Source organism: Pseudoduganella lutea, from assembly GCF_004209755.1.
Lineage (GTDB): Bacteria > Pseudomonadota > Gammaproteobacteria > Burkholderiales > Burkholderiaceae_D > Rugamonas > Rugamonas lutea.
In genome coordinates this window covers 520,063-535,858 of record NZ_CP035913.1, presented here as the reverse complement: position 1 = coordinate 535,858, position 15,796 = coordinate 520,063, and the positions used below count along the sequence as shown (strand labels likewise).

Genomic DNA, 15,796 nt, shown 5'->3' with positions numbered 1-15,796 from the left:
AAATAACGGAGACACGCATGCGCTGGAAAACTTCGCACGTCCTGGCGACGGCTTGCGCCATCGGCCTGGGCCTGGCCGGCTGCGGCGCGGGCAGCCCGCCGCCCACAGCCCGCCCCAATATCCTGATGATCATGGCCGACGACCTGGGGTATTCCGACATCGGCGCCTACGGCAGTGAAATCAGCACGCCCAACCTGGACGCGCTGGCCGCCTCCGGCCGCCTGGTGACCAATTACCACACCGGCTCGACGTGCTCGCCGACCCGCGCGATGCTGATGTCCGGCACCGATCACCACCGCGCCGGACTCGGTTCGATGGCTGAAACGATCGGCAGCCTGGTCGCCGGCAGCGTCGCGCCGTACGGTGCCGCCAACACCTACGGCTTCGACACGCTGCCGCCCGGCTACGAGGGCTACCTGAACGACCGCTCGCTGTCGATGGCACAGTTGCTGCGCGATGCCGGCTATCACACCTACATGGCCGGCAAGTGGCACCTGGCCAGCATGCCGAGCGCGGCCCCGCTGGCCAATGGCGGCAGCCCGTGGGTGTTCCGGCCTGCCTCCTTCCCGAATGCCAAGGGCTTCGAACGTTCCTATGTCCAGCTGCAGGGCGGTGGTTCCCACTTCGCACCGGTACCGGGCCGTCCCACGGTGGCCGATCTCGGCTCGGTCCACCAGGAAGACGGCCAGCCGGTCACGCTGCCGGCCGATTTCTATTCGTCGACGACCTACACGGACAAGTTGATCGCCTACATCGACAGCAACCGCGGCGACGGCAAGCCCTTCTTCGCCTATGCCGCCTACACGGCGCCGCACTGGCCGCTGCAGGCGCCCGATGCCGACATCGCCCGGTATGCCGGCAAGTACGACGAAGGCTATGACGTGATACGGGCGCGGCGCCTGGCCCGGCAGAAGGCGCTCGGCCTGGTGCCGGCCGATTTCAGCGGCAATCCCGGCCTCGATGGCACGCTCGGCCGACCCCGCTGGGGCAGCCTGACGCCGGCGCAGCGGGCCACCGAAGCACGCAAGATGGCGGTGTACGCGGCGATGGTGGAAAACCTCGACCGCAACATCGGCCGGCTGATCGCCCACCTGAAGCAGACCGGCGCCTACGACAATACGCTGATCGTGTTCACGTCGGACAACGGCGCGGAAGGCGCGGCCAGCCAGTTCCCCGACAATGCCAATGTCGATAATTCGCTGGGCAATATCGGCCGGCCGCTTTCCAATGCGACCTATGGCGAGCGCTGGGCGGAAGTGAGCGCGACGCCGTTCCGCCTGTGGAAGGGCATGCCGGCGGAAGGTGGCGTCAGCGCACCGATGATCGTGCGCCTGCCTGGCCAGACGAACGGCCGCCCCGCGCTGCACGACCTGGCCCATGTGAAGGATCTGCTGCCGACGTTCCTGGCCGCGGCCGGCATCGCCGATCCGGGCGCCACCTATGCCGGCAAGGCCGTCAATCCGATCACCGGCCTGTCGCTGCTGGCCCGGCTGGATGGCGCGGATGGCCCCGACGTCCGCGCCGGCCAGGTACTGGCCGACGAGCTGTTCGGCGGCCGCTACGTTATTCGCGACGGCTGGAAGATGGTGTCGATGCAGCCGCCGTTCGGCGACAATAGCTGGGCCCTGTACGACTTGCGCAACGACCGCGGCGAGACCCGCGACCTGGCGGCAGCGCAGCCGGAGATCGCGGACCGGCTGCGCCGGGACTACGATGCCTGGGCCGGCCAGGCGGGGGTGGTATGGCTGCCCATTCCGTCCAAGCGCCCGCCAGCGCCATGAGCCGGTTCGACAGCGGCGCGGCGATCGCGCTGGTCGCAGGCGCGGTGCTGGTGGCCAGCACGGTACTGGTGATGCAAGCGCTGGGCGCCGCGCCGGTCGCGCCGGTGGCGGCCGCGCTGGGAAACAGGGCCGCGTGCGCCGCCTATTCCGGCCTGCCGCCCGGCTGGGGCAGCGATCCCCGTGCGGGCATGCAGCGCCTGCCGGGCGGCAGGTTCGTGCTGGGCGCCGCCGACGGCTACCCCGAGGAGCGACCAGTCCGAGAAGCCACCGCCGCGCCGTTCTGGATCGACCGCACCGAAGTAACGAACGCCCAGTACGACACCTTCGTGCGCGCCACCGGCTACGTAACCGAGGGCGAACGCAACGGCAGCGGTGCGGTGTTTCGCGCACCGCCCGCCGGACGCGGGGAGGACGTTGCCTACGGCAGCTGGTGGCACGCCGTGCGGGGTGCCGACTGGCGCCATCCGGAAGGGCCGGGCAGTTCCTTGCGCGGCCGCGAAAACCAGCCGGTGGTGCAGCTGACCCGTGCCGATGCCGCCGCTTACGCGCGCTGGCTCGGCCGCAGCCTGCCGACCGAGGCGCAGTGGGAGTATGCCGCGAGGGCAGGCGGGCAGGGCGAACGCATCGAACGCGGTCCCCGCGGGCAGGATGGCCAGCCTGCCGCGAATTTCTGGCAAGGCATCTTCCCCTACCTCGATTCGCGCGAGGACGGTTACGCCGACCGCGCGCCGGTGGGTTGCTACCCCGCCAATGGCATGGGCCTGCACGACATGATCGGCAATGTCTGGGAATGGACGGCCGATCGATGGCATGGCGACCACCAGCCGCACGGCACCGGCGCGCCGGCGGCGATATCGGCGGACGAAGGCCTGATCAAGGGCGGCTCGTTCCTGTGTGCCAGCGATTTCTGCACGCGTTACCGGGCATCGGCGCGCCATCCGCAGGATACCGCGCTGGGAGCGGTGCACGTGGGCTTTCGCACGGTGTCGCCTGCAGCGCTGTAGGGAACCGCTTCACCGCCTGGTGGATGCCGACGTCAAGTCGATCCTGCCGGCCGCGGTCGACCCGCGCCCGCGGCGGCAGGCGCGGAAGGGCGCTTACCGCTACCGGCCGTACTGACGAGCGGCAAAGACATTGGATCGTCGTGGCGGCGTGACTTCCTGCAAGATAGAGTGCCGCGCCGGCCGATACCGGCCGGCGCACGCTGGCGTGCAAGGCAATAGCCGCCACAGGCTGCGTGATAGACTACCCGCATCCTCAGGGCACGCCAATGCACAGAATCCATCCGTTCGGTACGCTCAAGGCGCGCATGACCGTCGTCGTCTGCGCGCTGGTTTTCTTGTCCGGAATATTGCTTGCCATCTACGCGGTGAACATCGTCGAGCGGGACATGGCCAAGCTGGTCGGCGATCGCGAATACGCGCTGCTGTCCAGCGCGGCAGTGCAGATCGAGCAGGACTTGCAATCGAAGCGTGCCTTGCTGCGGATAACGGCCGAAGGCATGCGCGCCGCGCAGGTGGTCCGCCCGGTGGCAGTGCGCCGGCATCTGCAGCAATTGCCGTCGCTGGAACAGCAGTTCTTCAACACGGTGGCAATCGACGCGAACGGCGTGCTCATGACCAGCCTGACCGGCGGCGCGGCCGCCGGTCAGGCCACTGTCGCTGCGCGCGAGTACTTCCAGCGCACGGTGGTCACGCGCAAGGGCCAGCTGTCGCGGCCACTGCGCAGTGCGCTGTCGGGGAAACCAATCGTGCTGCTGACCGAGCCCGTGTTCAACGCGGCGGGGACGCTGCAATTCGTCCTGGCGGCCTCCATCGACCTGTCGCAGGCGGAGTTCTTCCGTCACCTGGACCGTCTCAAGCCAGGCCGGCATGGCTACCTGTTCGTGGTAACGACCGAAGGGATCGTCCTGCACCATCCGGACCCCCGCCGCCTGCTGCGCAATGTCGCCGACGAAGAGGGCGGCATCGTGCCGTCGACGCGGCAGGCGCTGGCGGGGATGAATGGGTGGGTGATCGCCAGGAACAAGGCGGGCGTCAATTCGCTGATCGGCTACCGGCGGCTGGCCACCACCGAATGGATCGTGGGCATCGTCTACCCCACGGCGGAGGCGTTCGCGCCGCTGGTGGCGATGCGCCAGCGCGCGCTGCTGCGAACCGGCATCGCCGCGGCCGTCGCTGGCTTGCTGGGGCTGCTCGCCATCGTGGTCCTGCTGCGCCCCCTGGAAACCTTGCGCCGCCAGGTGGCGAGCATTCAACGGGGCGATGCCGGCATCGACATCATCGACCTGGCCCGCCGGGACGAGGTCGGCGCCCTGAGCCGGGCCATCCATTCGCTCACCGAGGAGCGGGCGAAAGCGGAGGCCGAGTCGGCACGGCTGGCCAGCACCGACCCGCTGACCGGGCTGTGCAACCGGCGCATGATGGAATGCGAGATGGACAGGGTCTTGAAGCGCCAGGGCCGTACCCACGTCGGTATCGGCGTGGCGTTTCTCGACATCGATCATTTCAAGCAGATCAACGACAGCCATGGCCATGCCACCGGCGATGCCGTACTGGTCGAATTCGCCACGCGGCTCAAACTGGCCGTGCGCGGCACCGACATCGTGGCGCGTTATGCGGGCGATGAATTCGTCGTGGTGTTCGAAGGCCTGTACGCCGCCGATGAATTGCCTGCCCTGGGCGAAAAAATCGTCGAGGCCATGCGCGTGCCGTTCGACGTCATCGACGGGGGCTTGCGCGTCACCACGAGCGTCGGCCTCGCCTTCGGTGGGGCCGACAGCACCCGGGAAAGCCTGTTGAAGTGCGCCGACGAAGCCCTGTATGTGGCCAAGGCCGCGGGCAGGGACGGCTTTTCGATCGATGGCGTCGCTGCCAAGGTATGCGGCGCCGATCTGGCCTGATCCAGGGTCCGCATTCCGCATCCCGCTTTCCGCATGCGGCCGGCATTGTGATGTGTCGCATCATCCCCAGATATGTCGCCACGACCGACGTACACGGCACCGCGCACCCGATGCCGGCCGTGCCTCTTACCATTTGGGAAATGCACATGACACAGCAAACCGAAACCGCCATCCTCGCCGGCGGCTGCTTCTGGGGAATGGAAGAACTGATCCGCCGCCAGCCGGGCGTGCTCTCCACACGCGTTGGCTACACGGGAGGCGACGTGCCGAACGCCACCTATCGCAACCACGGCACCCATGCCGAAGGCATCGAGATCGTCTTCGATCCGGCCGTCACCAGCTTCCGGCGCATGCTCGAGTTCTTCTTCCAGATCCACGATCCGACCACGCGCAACCGCCAGGGCAACGACATCGGCACGAGCTACCGCTCCGCGATCTTCTACCGCGACGCTGCGCAGAAGCAGGTGGCCGAACAAACGGTGGCGGACGTCGATGCATCCGGCCTGTGGCCCGGCAAGGTCGTGACCGAGATCGCGCCGGCCGGGCCTTTCTGGGAAGCGGAACCCGAGCACCAGGATTACCTTCAGGTGCATCCGAACGGCTACACGTGCCACTGGATCCGGCCGGACTGGCAGCTGCCGGAACGCCAGGCGTAGCGGTTATCGGGCGTCCACGCCCACGCCGGCGCTGCCCATGGCGCTGAAGGGCGTGCGTCCTTCTTCAATGGAGGCGCAGCGCCGATACTCCCGAGGCGCGTTCCTTCCAGCGCACAGGCGAATGTTCGCTTCCAGCCATTCGTTCGCTCCGTCCCATACCGGCCAGCGCGCCAAACAATCAAGCTCGTGACCGATCGCGCCGGGGTGGTTCGCCCGGTTCCCCCTTGCCTGTACCATCGGCTGGATGCGTTGCGGGCCTGCCTCAGTTCCCGCGGCGCGCGCGGGAATCCGTCGGCGACGCGGAGGCGCTGCACCCGTGCCGGACCGGCACGGCACGGCAAGGTCGCATGATCCAATCATCCACCAATCCACAGGAGCACACATGAAGAAGCGGGACGGGAGACGCGAAACACTGAAAATGCTCACGGTGTCGGCCATGCTGGCGCTGGCTGGCCCGGGCGGTGCCGGCATGGCGCACGCGGCCTCCACGCGGTCGGTCATACTGGACCAGGCGAACAACCCGGTGTACGGCTTGCTGGGCAATTACAAGAGCTGGCTCAGCAAGGCTTCCGACCCCTCGGCCGCGCTGGCGGCGGACCGTGCCAAGGCCGATAACATCATCACGTGGCAGATGCCGCATGGCGGCTTCTACAAGGATCCGTCGTGGTATGCGGCGCCGTGGAACGGCACCGCGAAGCGCTCCGGGTGGACCGGCGCGAACGGCGTCGAACTGGGCACGATCGACAACCATGGCACGGTCAGCGAGATCATGTTCCTCGCCGACGTGTACCGCCGCAGCGGCGCCTCGAAGTACCGCGACAGTGCCCGCAAGGCGCTCGATTTCCTGCTGACGATGCAGGTGGCGTCCGGCGGCTTCCCGCAGGTCTATCCGGCGCGTACGGGCACCAGCTATTCGAATCACGTGACGTTCAACGACGACGCGATGGTACGCGTGCTCGTGCTGTTCGACCAGGCCAACAAGCGCAAGGCGCCGCTCGACGGCAGTGTGTTCAGCAGCTCCCAGCTGACCAGGCTCGAACCGGCGATCGAGAAGGCGGTAGGCTACATCCTGAAGGCGCAGATCGTGCAGGGGGCTTGCCCACGGTGTGGTGCGCGCAGCATGACCCCGTTTCCTACGTGCCGCGCGGTGCGCGGTCCTACGAGCTGCCGTCCAAGAGCGGGTCCGAGTCGGCGCGCATCGTGCAGTTCCTGATGTCCCGGCCGCAGACCCCCGCGGTGGAGACCGCGGTCAGGGCGGCACTCGCCTGGTATCGCAATCCCCGAACGCAGATCTTCGACACGATCTACGACCGGGGCGCGCAAGCCACCAACACGAGCCCGTTCGTGCAGAAGATCGGCGCACCGCCGCTGTGGTACCGCTTCTACGACCTGGGCGCGGACACGGGCTTCTTCAGCGGCCGCCTGCCGACCGACAACCCGCCGGGCACGGGCAAGCAGTACGACATCATGCTCGTCGAACCCGAGCGACGCTACGGGTACCAGTGGGCGGGCGAATACGGCAAGGCGCTGCTGGCCTATGCGGCCCAGGTAGGATACTGACCTGCTGACCGGCGGGTGCCGGGTCAGCCGCCGGTGCGCCGCACTGGCGGTACCGGCCGCGCATGCAACATCTTTCGCTTCACTTCTTCGCTGTGCCCCCGCACCTGCGGGATGCCATTCTTGTTCCCGACATATACTCCGCGTCCGCACCGCCGGCACCTCACGCCGCAAACTCATAACGATTTTCGAAACTATCGCAATTGCCGTTCCGGTATCGCTGGATCAGCATAGCAGTCGTACCTCGCGGCACTACGCGACCGCGCTTGCCAGCACTCCGCCGGCAGGGCGCAACGATATCAGGCGTTCATTCCTGTGGCGCTGCCGCGCTGTCACGCAACCCAACCTTCCTCGAAAGGATGTTATGAAACGACACCGCATTTCCCTGGCGATTACCCTGTTGTGCAGCCTGGCCGGCGCCAGCCTGCCCGCGCTGGCCTGGCAGGAGGGCGGCAACGAGGCGCCCAGCGGCGAACCCTACGATGTGCTGGTGCGCAGCTATCCCGGCCCGCACCAGGCCTACCTCGCCTGGTCGAACGACGCGGCCGATACCAACGGTTTCCGGATCGAGCGCCGCGAAGCCGGTTCGACCGAGTGGCAGGCTGTGGCAAGCGTTGGCCCAGCGGCACGCAGCCACGTCGATTCCGGCCTGCGCCGCGAGACCGCATTCGAGTACCGGATCGTCGCGTTGCGTGCGGACGCTTCCGGCGGCGCCGCCTCCGCCGAGGTTGGCCTCGTCACGCCGGGCAAGTCCGCCGCGAAACGCGACTACGACCGCGCCGCCGCGCCGCGCCGGCTCGCCGCCCAGCCGATGAACAGCCAGGAAATCATGCTGGAGTGGTCCGATGTCACGCCGGACGAAAGCGGCTTCCGGATCGAGCGTCACGAGCCGGGGACGGGCTGGCAGGAAATCGCCATGCTCGAAGCGGATACGGAAGTGTACCGGGACAGTGGCCTGCAATCGGGCACGCTGTACCGCTACCGGGTGAGCTCGTTGCGCGACAGCGGTGGCGCCATCCGCGGCGAAGTGGCGGCGACCACGCCACCGCTCGATATCCAGCAGGTGTTCTACGTCGACGCGCGGTACGGCAACAACGCCAATCCTGGAACGGAAGACCGGCCGTTCGCCACCATCCAGAAGGCCCACGACGTCATGACGCCGGGCCAGACCGTCCTCGTGCGCAACGGCACTTACACCAATCCGTGGAACTACACGGTCGTAATGATCAGGACGTCCGGCACGGAGGGCGCACCGATCACGTACCGCAACTATCCGGGCGAGCGTCCACTGGTCAAGACTACGAAGGGCAAGAACCACCATGGCATCGAAGTGCGCGACGCGGCCCATATCGTCATCGACGGCTTCGAGGTGGAAGGCCACGTCAAGCAGGTGACGTACGAGGAGGCCAAGGAGCAGAACGACCTGGCGCTGGCCTACTCGAAGATGACGCCGCCGAAGTACATCGGCGCGATCGTCGACTCGAACGGCATCAGCCTGTCGGGCAAGACGCTGAACAAGACCCACCATATTGTCATCCGCAACAACGTCGTTCGCGACACGCCGGGTGGCGGCATCGCCGCCAACTTCACTGACTACGTCACGATCGACAACAACCGCGTCTCGGGCACCAGCGCCTATTCGCCATACGGCACCTCGGGCATCAGTTTCCTGACACCGTACAACTACGACGCCAACACGGCCAGCTACAAGCTGGTCGCCACAGGCAACGTGGTCTCCGGCGCCAGCAACCTGTTCCCCTGCAACTGCTTCGGCTTCAGGCAGCCGACCGACGGCAACGGCATCATCATCGACTCGTTCCTGAAGTACGCCTACGCCGGCCGCACCCTGGTGGCCAACAACATCGTCTTCGACAACGGCGGGCGCGGCATCCATTCGCTCAACGTCCAGCACCTGGACGTGTTCAACAACACCACCTACCGGAACAGCAACATCGAGATCACCGGGGAAGGGGAGATCTCGATGCAGAAGACCCGCTTCGCGCGCATCTGGAACAACATCATGGTGGCGCGTCCCGACCGTCCGGCCAATCGCTACTTCCAGTCGAGCGATATCGATTTCAGCCACAACATCGTCTACGGCGGCAACAGCTGGATCGAGACCGGCGGCAGCAACAACCGGGTCGGCGTCGATCCGCGCTTCGTCGCCACGTCCGGCCCGCTGGCTTTCCAGCTGGCTGCCGACAGCCCGGCGGTCGACAGTGCGCATCCGGCCGGCGTCCCGTCGACCGACGTGTATGACGCCCCGCGCCCACGCGGCGACGCGGCCGACGTGGGCGCGGTGGAAAGCTTCTAGCCTTCAGGGGCGCAGCGCGCCGGCGGGACCATTGTCCCGTCCGGATCGCCGTGCTGGAGACCGGGCGCACCGCGCACTGCAGGCACGCCCAGGCTGCCGATGGTGTACGAGGTTGTTCCCGCACCTGCGGAGCGGGAACGAAGATCTACGGCATGGAAGGCGGCGGGGCGCTGCGCGTGGCCCAGGCGGTCGGCATGGCGCTCATGGTGAAATGCAGGCGGTGCGTCCTGTCCAGCTCCGCATGGCGCAGCCACGATCGTTCATGGGGCTTGCCATCGAGCGTGACGCCGGCAACGTAGATGCCTTCGCCGCTGCGCGTGATCTGCAGGTCGGCTTTGCCAGGGCGCCGCACGGCCAGCGCGTCGAACGCCGGTCCGTTGAGGAAGTACACATCCTGGCCGGCATTGGGGAACAGGCCCAGCCTGGACCACACGTAGTAGGACGACATCGCGCCGCTGTCATCGTCCCCCGGGTAGCCCTTCAGCGTGAACTTTTCGCCGGTAATGCGCTGCAGCCACCTGGCCGACAGGTCCGGCCGGTTCACGTAATGGAACAGTTGCGGGACCAGGAACGACGGCTCGTTGAACGTGTCGATCAGGTTGTTGGCGAAAGCATACTCGAGGCGTTCGATGAAGCGCTGCCGGCCGCCCATGCGCTCGACCAGCATTGCCGCCTGGTGCGGCACGAAATAGGAATAGGTCCACGCGTTCGATTCGTAGAAGTGCGGCTTCCAGGAGCCGCCATATTTCCGGGTATCGACATCGATCCACGTGCCGTCCGCCTTGCGCGGCATGGTGAAACCCTGGAAGCCGGCATCGGCGGCGTCGGGATTCCACAGGCTGGTCCACTTGCGCGAACGCTCGCGCCAGCGCCGGGCATCGTCGGCCTGTCCCAGCGCCTCGGCCACCTGGGCGGCGGCGAAGTCGTTGTACGAATATTCCAGCGACATGGAGTTCGACATGATCCCGGCAGGGATCCAGCCCAGTTCGCGGTAGGGGCCGGGGCCCTTGCCGGGGTTGTCGAAGTGGGGGCCGGTCCGGCGCCGGTCGGCGTTGTGCCGGATGACCTCGTAGGCCTTGTGCCAGTCGACCCCGGCGATCCCTTTCGCATGGGCGTCGGCGATGATCATGTCGGTGCCGTTGCCGCCCTGTTCGCGGAACTGCGGCACGCCGGCGATGAAGGTGTCCGGCACGGCGCCGTCGGCCTGCTGGCGGGCGATGAAGGAATTCACGGTGTCGCGCACGACGTCGGGCCGGATCAACGCATACAGCGGGTACAGCGTGCGCCACGTATCCCAGATCGCGTAGTGGTCGTCCCACATGGGCGCGGTGTCGGGGAAGCGCTCGAATTGCCCGGTGCGGTCGCGCGGCATCACGTGGGCGTGGTACAGCGCCGTGTAGAAGATCGTCCGCTCGGCGTCGGTGCCGCCCTGCACGTCGATGGCGCCGAGCGCCTCGCGCCAGTGCCGGGCGCCGGCGTCGCGTACTGCCTCGTAGTTCCAGCCAGGGATTTCCCGCGCCAGCGTCGCGCGCGCATGCTCGACGCTGCGAAACGATACGGCGATCTTCATGGTGACAGGGCGGCCATCGCGCGTGTCGAACCGCCCGTAGCTGCCCAGGTGTTCCAGCGTGCCGGAACTGTCGATGCGGCGCGCGCCGGGCTGCAAGGCTTTGTCGCGCCAGGTGCCGAAAGCGCTCGGCGCGCGGTCGATCTCGGCGTAGTAGTACGCCTGGTAGGGGCCGCCGAAGCCGCCCGGGAAGCGGGCATGGCCAGACAGGCTGCGCCCGTCCGCGGAAAGCTCCAGCCTGGCCGGTACCGGCGTGCGGTACTGCGCCATCATCGACTCGTTGATATGGCCGGGAATGTGCTGCACGGCGTCGAACACTATGTGGGCATCGTCCGATGCGGGAAAGCGGAAACGGTAGATCACCGCGTTGCGGGTCGGCGCCAGTTCGGCGCCGATGCCGTGGCGCGTCAGGCGCACGCTGTACTGGTGCGCCTCGGCCCGCTCGTCCGCCTTGGCGGAGTCGTACGTGCCGGGCACGGTGTTCAGGCCGACCTGCGGCGAGATCAGGAAGTTGCCATACTGGCCCCAGCCGGTGCCGCTGACATGCAGCTGGGAGAAGCCGCGGATCGGCTGGTCGGGCCGGTAGCCGTCGTTGTCGCCTCTGGCCGTGTCGGGAGCGGGGTGCACCGAGCCGAATGGCAGCGACGGGCCGATCACGGTGGCGCCGTCGCCCACCACGCCGATGCGGGGATCGACATGGCGCAGCGGATCGGCGATTGCGTGCAGCGGCAGTGCGGCCAGGGCCAGCGCGATCGGAGTGAGTCTGATTCTGGTCATGGATGAGCGTACTCGAAGAAAATTCGTGGTCGGGCGCTGCCTGGCAGCGTGCCGATTATAGGAGTGCCGCCATGGCCGCCGCTGTGCCGGCGGTGCGGTTTACGCCAATTCATAAGGGCATTTCAAAATTCGTAAAGCCTTGGCCGACCGCGCGTTCCCGCCGGATAAGCGGGCGATCGGCAGAAACAGTAAGGACGCCGAAAAAATGGAATTGCATCGCTTGGGGTATCCGATAAGATCGCCGGCGAAGTGGCAGTTCTATTGCTCTGTCTCCGCAGCCGATGTCGCTGTTTTCCCGGGATGCGCGTTGCGCATCCTGTTTTTTTTCCGGCGCGGATTCGTCCCGATTTCAACAACAACGACTGGAGATCCATGTTCCGCCGTCTATTCCTCGCTCTGGGCCTGTTGCTGGCGGGCGCCGCGGCCAGTGCCGCCGCACCCGCGCCGCTGACCCCGGCATTGCAGGCCGCCCGCCCGCTCGACATGCTGGCCCCCGACCGTTCCGCCTTCAGCTTCCGCGATGCGATCAATCCCGAAGGTGCCAAGGGCAGCGTCACCGTGGCCGGCAATGCCGATGGCGCGCCGGTGTTCCGCGCGACCAACCCGAAGGGATCGTCGAACTACGACGGCATCGCCGTCAGCTGGCGCACGGCCGGGCCGATCCGGCGCGGCGACGTGCTGTATGCACGCGTGGCCATGCGCAGCCTCGGCGCGCGCCAGGAATCGGGCGAATCTGAAGGGTTGCTGTACTTCCGCAGCGAGGCCGGCGGCGATCGCCAGCCGCAAACCTTCAGCATCGGCCAGGAATGGACCACGGTCAGCTTCCCGTTCGTGGCGCGCGAGGACGTGCCGGCCGGGCAGGGCGTGCTGGCCTTCAGCTATGGCAACCTGGAACAGACGTTCGAGATCGCCGGCCTGGAACTGCTCAACTTCGGCGACCGTGTGAAGCTCGCTGACCTGCCGCTGACCCGCTTCACCTATGCCGGGCGCGAACCGGACGCCGCGTGGCGCAAGGCAGCGTTGCAACGCATCGAACAGGTGCGGACAGCCCCGATTGCCATCAAGGTGGTCGACGCGGCCGGCAAGCCGGTGCCGGGGGCGCAGGTCAAGGCCGAGCTGGTGCAGCCCGAATTCCTGTGGGGCAGCGAGGTCGATGCCGAACGCCTGGTGTCCGCAGGCCCGGATGGCGAGCGCTATCGGAAAGAAGTGCGCGAGCTGTTCGACACTACCGTGATCGGCAATGGCCTGAAGTGGCCGCGCTGGCGCGATCCCAAGTACCGTCCCAGCGCGGAACAGGCGCTCGACTGGCTGCGCGCCAACGGCAAGCGCGTCAAGGGCCACAACCTGGTATGGCCGGCCTGGAAGTTCACGCCGGAGGATATCGCGCGCGACCCGGCGCAGCGCGCGCGCATCGGCGAGCTGGTGGAGGCGCACATCCGCGACATCACCGCCGCGACCCACGGCAAACTGATCGGCTGGGACGTGATCAACGAGCCGGTGCACGAGCAGGATTACTTCAAGCACGTACCGGTCGAACGCGTGGCGGAATGGTTCAAGATGGCCGAGAAATCCGATCCGGCGCTGCAGCTCACGCTGAACGAGTACGCCATGCTCAACCGCAGTTCCAGCCCGCTGTTCATCCGGGAGTTCAAGGATTTCGCCGCCATGCTGCGCAAGAACGGCGCGCGCATCGATATCCTCGGCGTGCAGGGACACGTCGGCCAGACGCCGCGCGCGCCCGTCTCGGTGCTGTCCGACCTCGACCTGCTGGCCGAAGGCGGCAACAAGGTGCAGATCACCGAATTCGACATGAACACCCCGGATGCGGCGCTGCAGGGCGACTACACGCGCGATTTCCTGATCGCGGTGTACAGCCATCCGGCCGTTACCGGTTTCATCCAGTGGGGCTTCTGGGAAAGCGCGCACTGGAAACCCGATGCCGCGATGTACCGCAAGGACTGGACACCCAAGCCGAACCTGGCGGCGTGGAAGGAGCTGGTGCTGGACCGCTGGAAGACGCGCCTGGACAGCCGCACCGGCGCCGCCGGCGAACTGGCCGCGCGCGGTCACCGCGGCCGCTACAAAGCCACCGCCAGCGCCGGCGGGCGCACCGGCAATGCCGAGTTCACACTGGGCGCCGAAGGCGCGCAAGCTCTCATCACCCTCAAATAACAGGAAGTTCCATGAAACGCACCATTTCCCCGCTGGCCGCGCTGGCGCTGGCAAGTACGCTGACGAGCACGCCGGTGCATGCCGCGCCCGCCCTCACGTCGCCGGACGGCCGCCTGTCCGCCAGCTTCGGCGACGCGCCGCTTGCCGAGGGCAAGCCGGACGGCATCGCCTCGTTCACGCTGTCGTACGGCGGCAAGCCGATCCTGATGCCATCGCCGCTGAGCCTGCGCACCTGGACCCCGCAAGCCGGCAGCAAGGGCTACCGGCTGGTCGGCGCCAGCCCGGCGCGCGAAGTGAAGGACAGCTGGGCGCCGGTTGCAGGGCGCTTCGCCCGGGTGCCCGACCACTATCGCGAGACGATCCTGACCTACCAGGATGCGGCGCTGCCGCAGCGGCGCATCGACGTGGTGTTCCGCCTGTACGACCAGGGTGCCGCGTTCCGCTACGTGATCCATGGCACGCCCGGCGAGCGGCTGGCGATCAAAAAGGAGGATACGCAGTATGCGTTCGCCGCCGATTTCGACTGCTGGGGCTACAACCAGGGCCAGTACACCGGCGGGCACGAGGGCGAGTTCGACCCGGTCAAGGCCTCCAAGATCCGCGACGCGAGCCTGTACACGCTGCCGCTGGTGTGCAAGACCGGGCAGGCCGGCACCACGATCGCGCTGACCGTGTCCGACGTGCGCGACTACCCGGTGGCGTTCGTGGGCGGCCGCGAGAACGGCGCGCCGGGCGTGCAGCTCAAGCACCCGGTGCGCTTCGATACCCCGTCCAGCCGGCGCCAGACCACGTCGATCGCCGAGGCCACGCTCGGCAAGGAAGGCTTCAGGACCCCCTGGAACGTGCTGATGGTGGCCGACAGCCCGGCAGCGTTGGCCACTACCAGCCTGGTGCAGACGCTGGCCGCGCCGTCGCGCATCGCCGATACCAGCTGGATCAAGCCGGGAAAGGTGGCGTGGGACTGGTGGAACGGCTCGCAGGCGGCCGTGGCCGAACCGGGCATGAACACCGCCACCTACAAGGCCTTCGTCGACTTCGCCGCCGAGCTGGGGCTGGAATACATCATGATCGACGAAGGCTGGTCGGTGGGCAGCGCGATCGAGCCCGTGAAGGGCGCCGACGTCACCCGCCACAAGCCCGAACTGGACCTGCCGGCCGTTATCGCCTACGCCCGCACCAAGGGCGTCGGCGTGTGGCTCTGGCTGCAGTGGGAACAGCTGGACCAGCAGATGGACAAGGCGCTGGCCACCTACGAGCGCTGGGGCATCAAGGGTATCAAGGTCGACTTCATGAACCGCGCCGACCAGCAGATGGTCAATTACTACGAGCGCCTGATCGGCAAGGCGGCGCAGCACCGCATCATGGTCAACATGCATGGCGGCTACCCGTCGATGGGCCTGGAGCGCACCTGGCCGAACCTGCTCACGCAGGAAGGCATCATGGGCGCGGAATTCAACAAATGGAGTTCGCGCGTGACCGCCACCCACAACGTCACCCTGCCATTTACGCGCATGCTGCTCGGGCCAGGCGACTACACACCGGGCGCGATGCGCCATGTGGCGCCCGGCGCGATGCAGCAGAACATCCGTTTCAACAATCCCTACGTGCAGACTACGCGCGGGCACAACGTGGCGATGTACGTGGTCTACGACACGCCGCTGCAGATGGTGTCGGACAGCCCGCCGTCCTACCGCAAGGCGGACGGCAGCTGGCAGGACGGCGTCGATTTCATCAAGGCCGTGCCGGTCACATGGGATGAAACCCGCGTGCTGCAGGGCGATATCGGCCAGTACGTGGTCACCGCGCGCCGTTCCGGCAACGACTGGTACATCGGCGCGATGAGCAACGAGCAGGCGCGCACCATCGACCTGCCGCTCGACTTCCTCGGCCAGGGGCGCTACCAGGCCCGCGTGTGGGAAGACGGCGCCGCGCCCGACACGCTGAAGGTGTCCGATCGCACGGTGGATGCAGGCGCCCGCTTGCGCCTGGACCTCGCAGCGTCGGGTGGCGCCGCGGTCGTGCTGCGCCGCGCGCCATGACGGCGCGCCGGTGGGCCGGGCGGACGGCCAT

General features: G+C 67.3%; 8 protein-coding genes and 1 pseudogene. 8 read left to right on the top strand and 1 reads right to left on the bottom strand.

The genetic code is table 11. The annotated features are described in order from the left end of the window. Positions 1-17 precede the first annotated feature (17 nt). From EWM63_RS02125 to EWM63_RS02100, 6 genes and pseudogenes are all read left to right on the top strand, one after another. Positions 18-1,781, top strand: coding sequence for an arylsulfatase (locus tag EWM63_RS02125; RefSeq protein WP_130185072.1), 1,764 nt, complete (start codon positions 18-20; stop codon positions 1,779-1,781). Next, positions 1,778-2,785: a formylglycine-generating enzyme family protein gene (locus tag EWM63_RS02120; protein WP_130190129.1), complete on the top strand. Its 1,008-nt coding sequence runs from the start codon at positions 1,778-1,780 to the stop codon at positions 2,783-2,785. Before EWM63_RS02125 ends, EWM63_RS02120 begins: the two co-directional genes overlap by 4 nt. A 266-nt stretch (positions 2,786-3,051) precedes the next feature. Continuing rightward, entirely contained in the window at positions 3,052-4,683 is a 1,632-nt protein-coding gene (locus EWM63_RS02115) for a bifunctional diguanylate cyclase/phosphodiesterase (protein ID WP_130185071.1), read from the top strand. Between the two features lie 146 nt (positions 4,684-4,829). Next, complete coding sequence (msrA, locus tag EWM63_RS02110; RefSeq protein WP_130185070.1) at positions 4,830-5,339, top strand: peptide-methionine (S)-S-oxide reductase MsrA; 510 nt, start codon at positions 4,830-4,832, stop codon at positions 5,337-5,339. A gap of 244 nt (positions 5,340-5,583) precedes the next feature. Beyond that, a pseudogene (pelA, locus tag EWM63_RS33040) lies at positions 5,584-6,899 on the top strand (pectate lyase). Positions 6,900-7,260: 361 nt separating this feature from the next. Further along, the gene (locus EWM63_RS02100) at positions 7,261-9,210 is read left to right on the top strand and encodes a right-handed parallel beta-helix repeat-containing protein (RefSeq protein WP_130185069.1); all 1,950 of its coding nucleotides are present in this window, start codon (positions 7,261-7,263) and stop codon (positions 9,208-9,210) included. 145 nt (positions 9,211-9,355) lie between these two features. On the opposite strand, the gene EWM63_RS02095 is transcribed toward EWM63_RS02100, so the two are convergent. Beyond that, entirely contained in the window at positions 9,356-11,554 is a 2,199-nt protein-coding gene (locus EWM63_RS02095) for a GH92 family glycosyl hydrolase (protein WP_130185068.1), read from the bottom strand. A 372-nt stretch (positions 11,555-11,926) separates the two neighbouring features. Here EWM63_RS02095 and EWM63_RS02090 point away from each other — a divergent pair, with 372 nt between their 5' ends. After that, positions 11,927-13,726, top strand: coding sequence for an endo-1,4-beta-xylanase (locus EWM63_RS02090; RefSeq protein WP_165390731.1), 1,800 nt, complete (start codon positions 11,927-11,929; stop codon positions 13,724-13,726). Between the two features lie 11 nt (positions 13,727-13,737). Continuing rightward, complete coding sequence (locus EWM63_RS02085; protein ID WP_130185066.1) at positions 13,738-15,765, top strand: glycoside hydrolase family 97 protein; 2,028 nt, start codon at positions 13,738-13,740, stop codon at positions 15,763-15,765. Positions 15,766-15,796 lie beyond the last annotated feature (31 nt).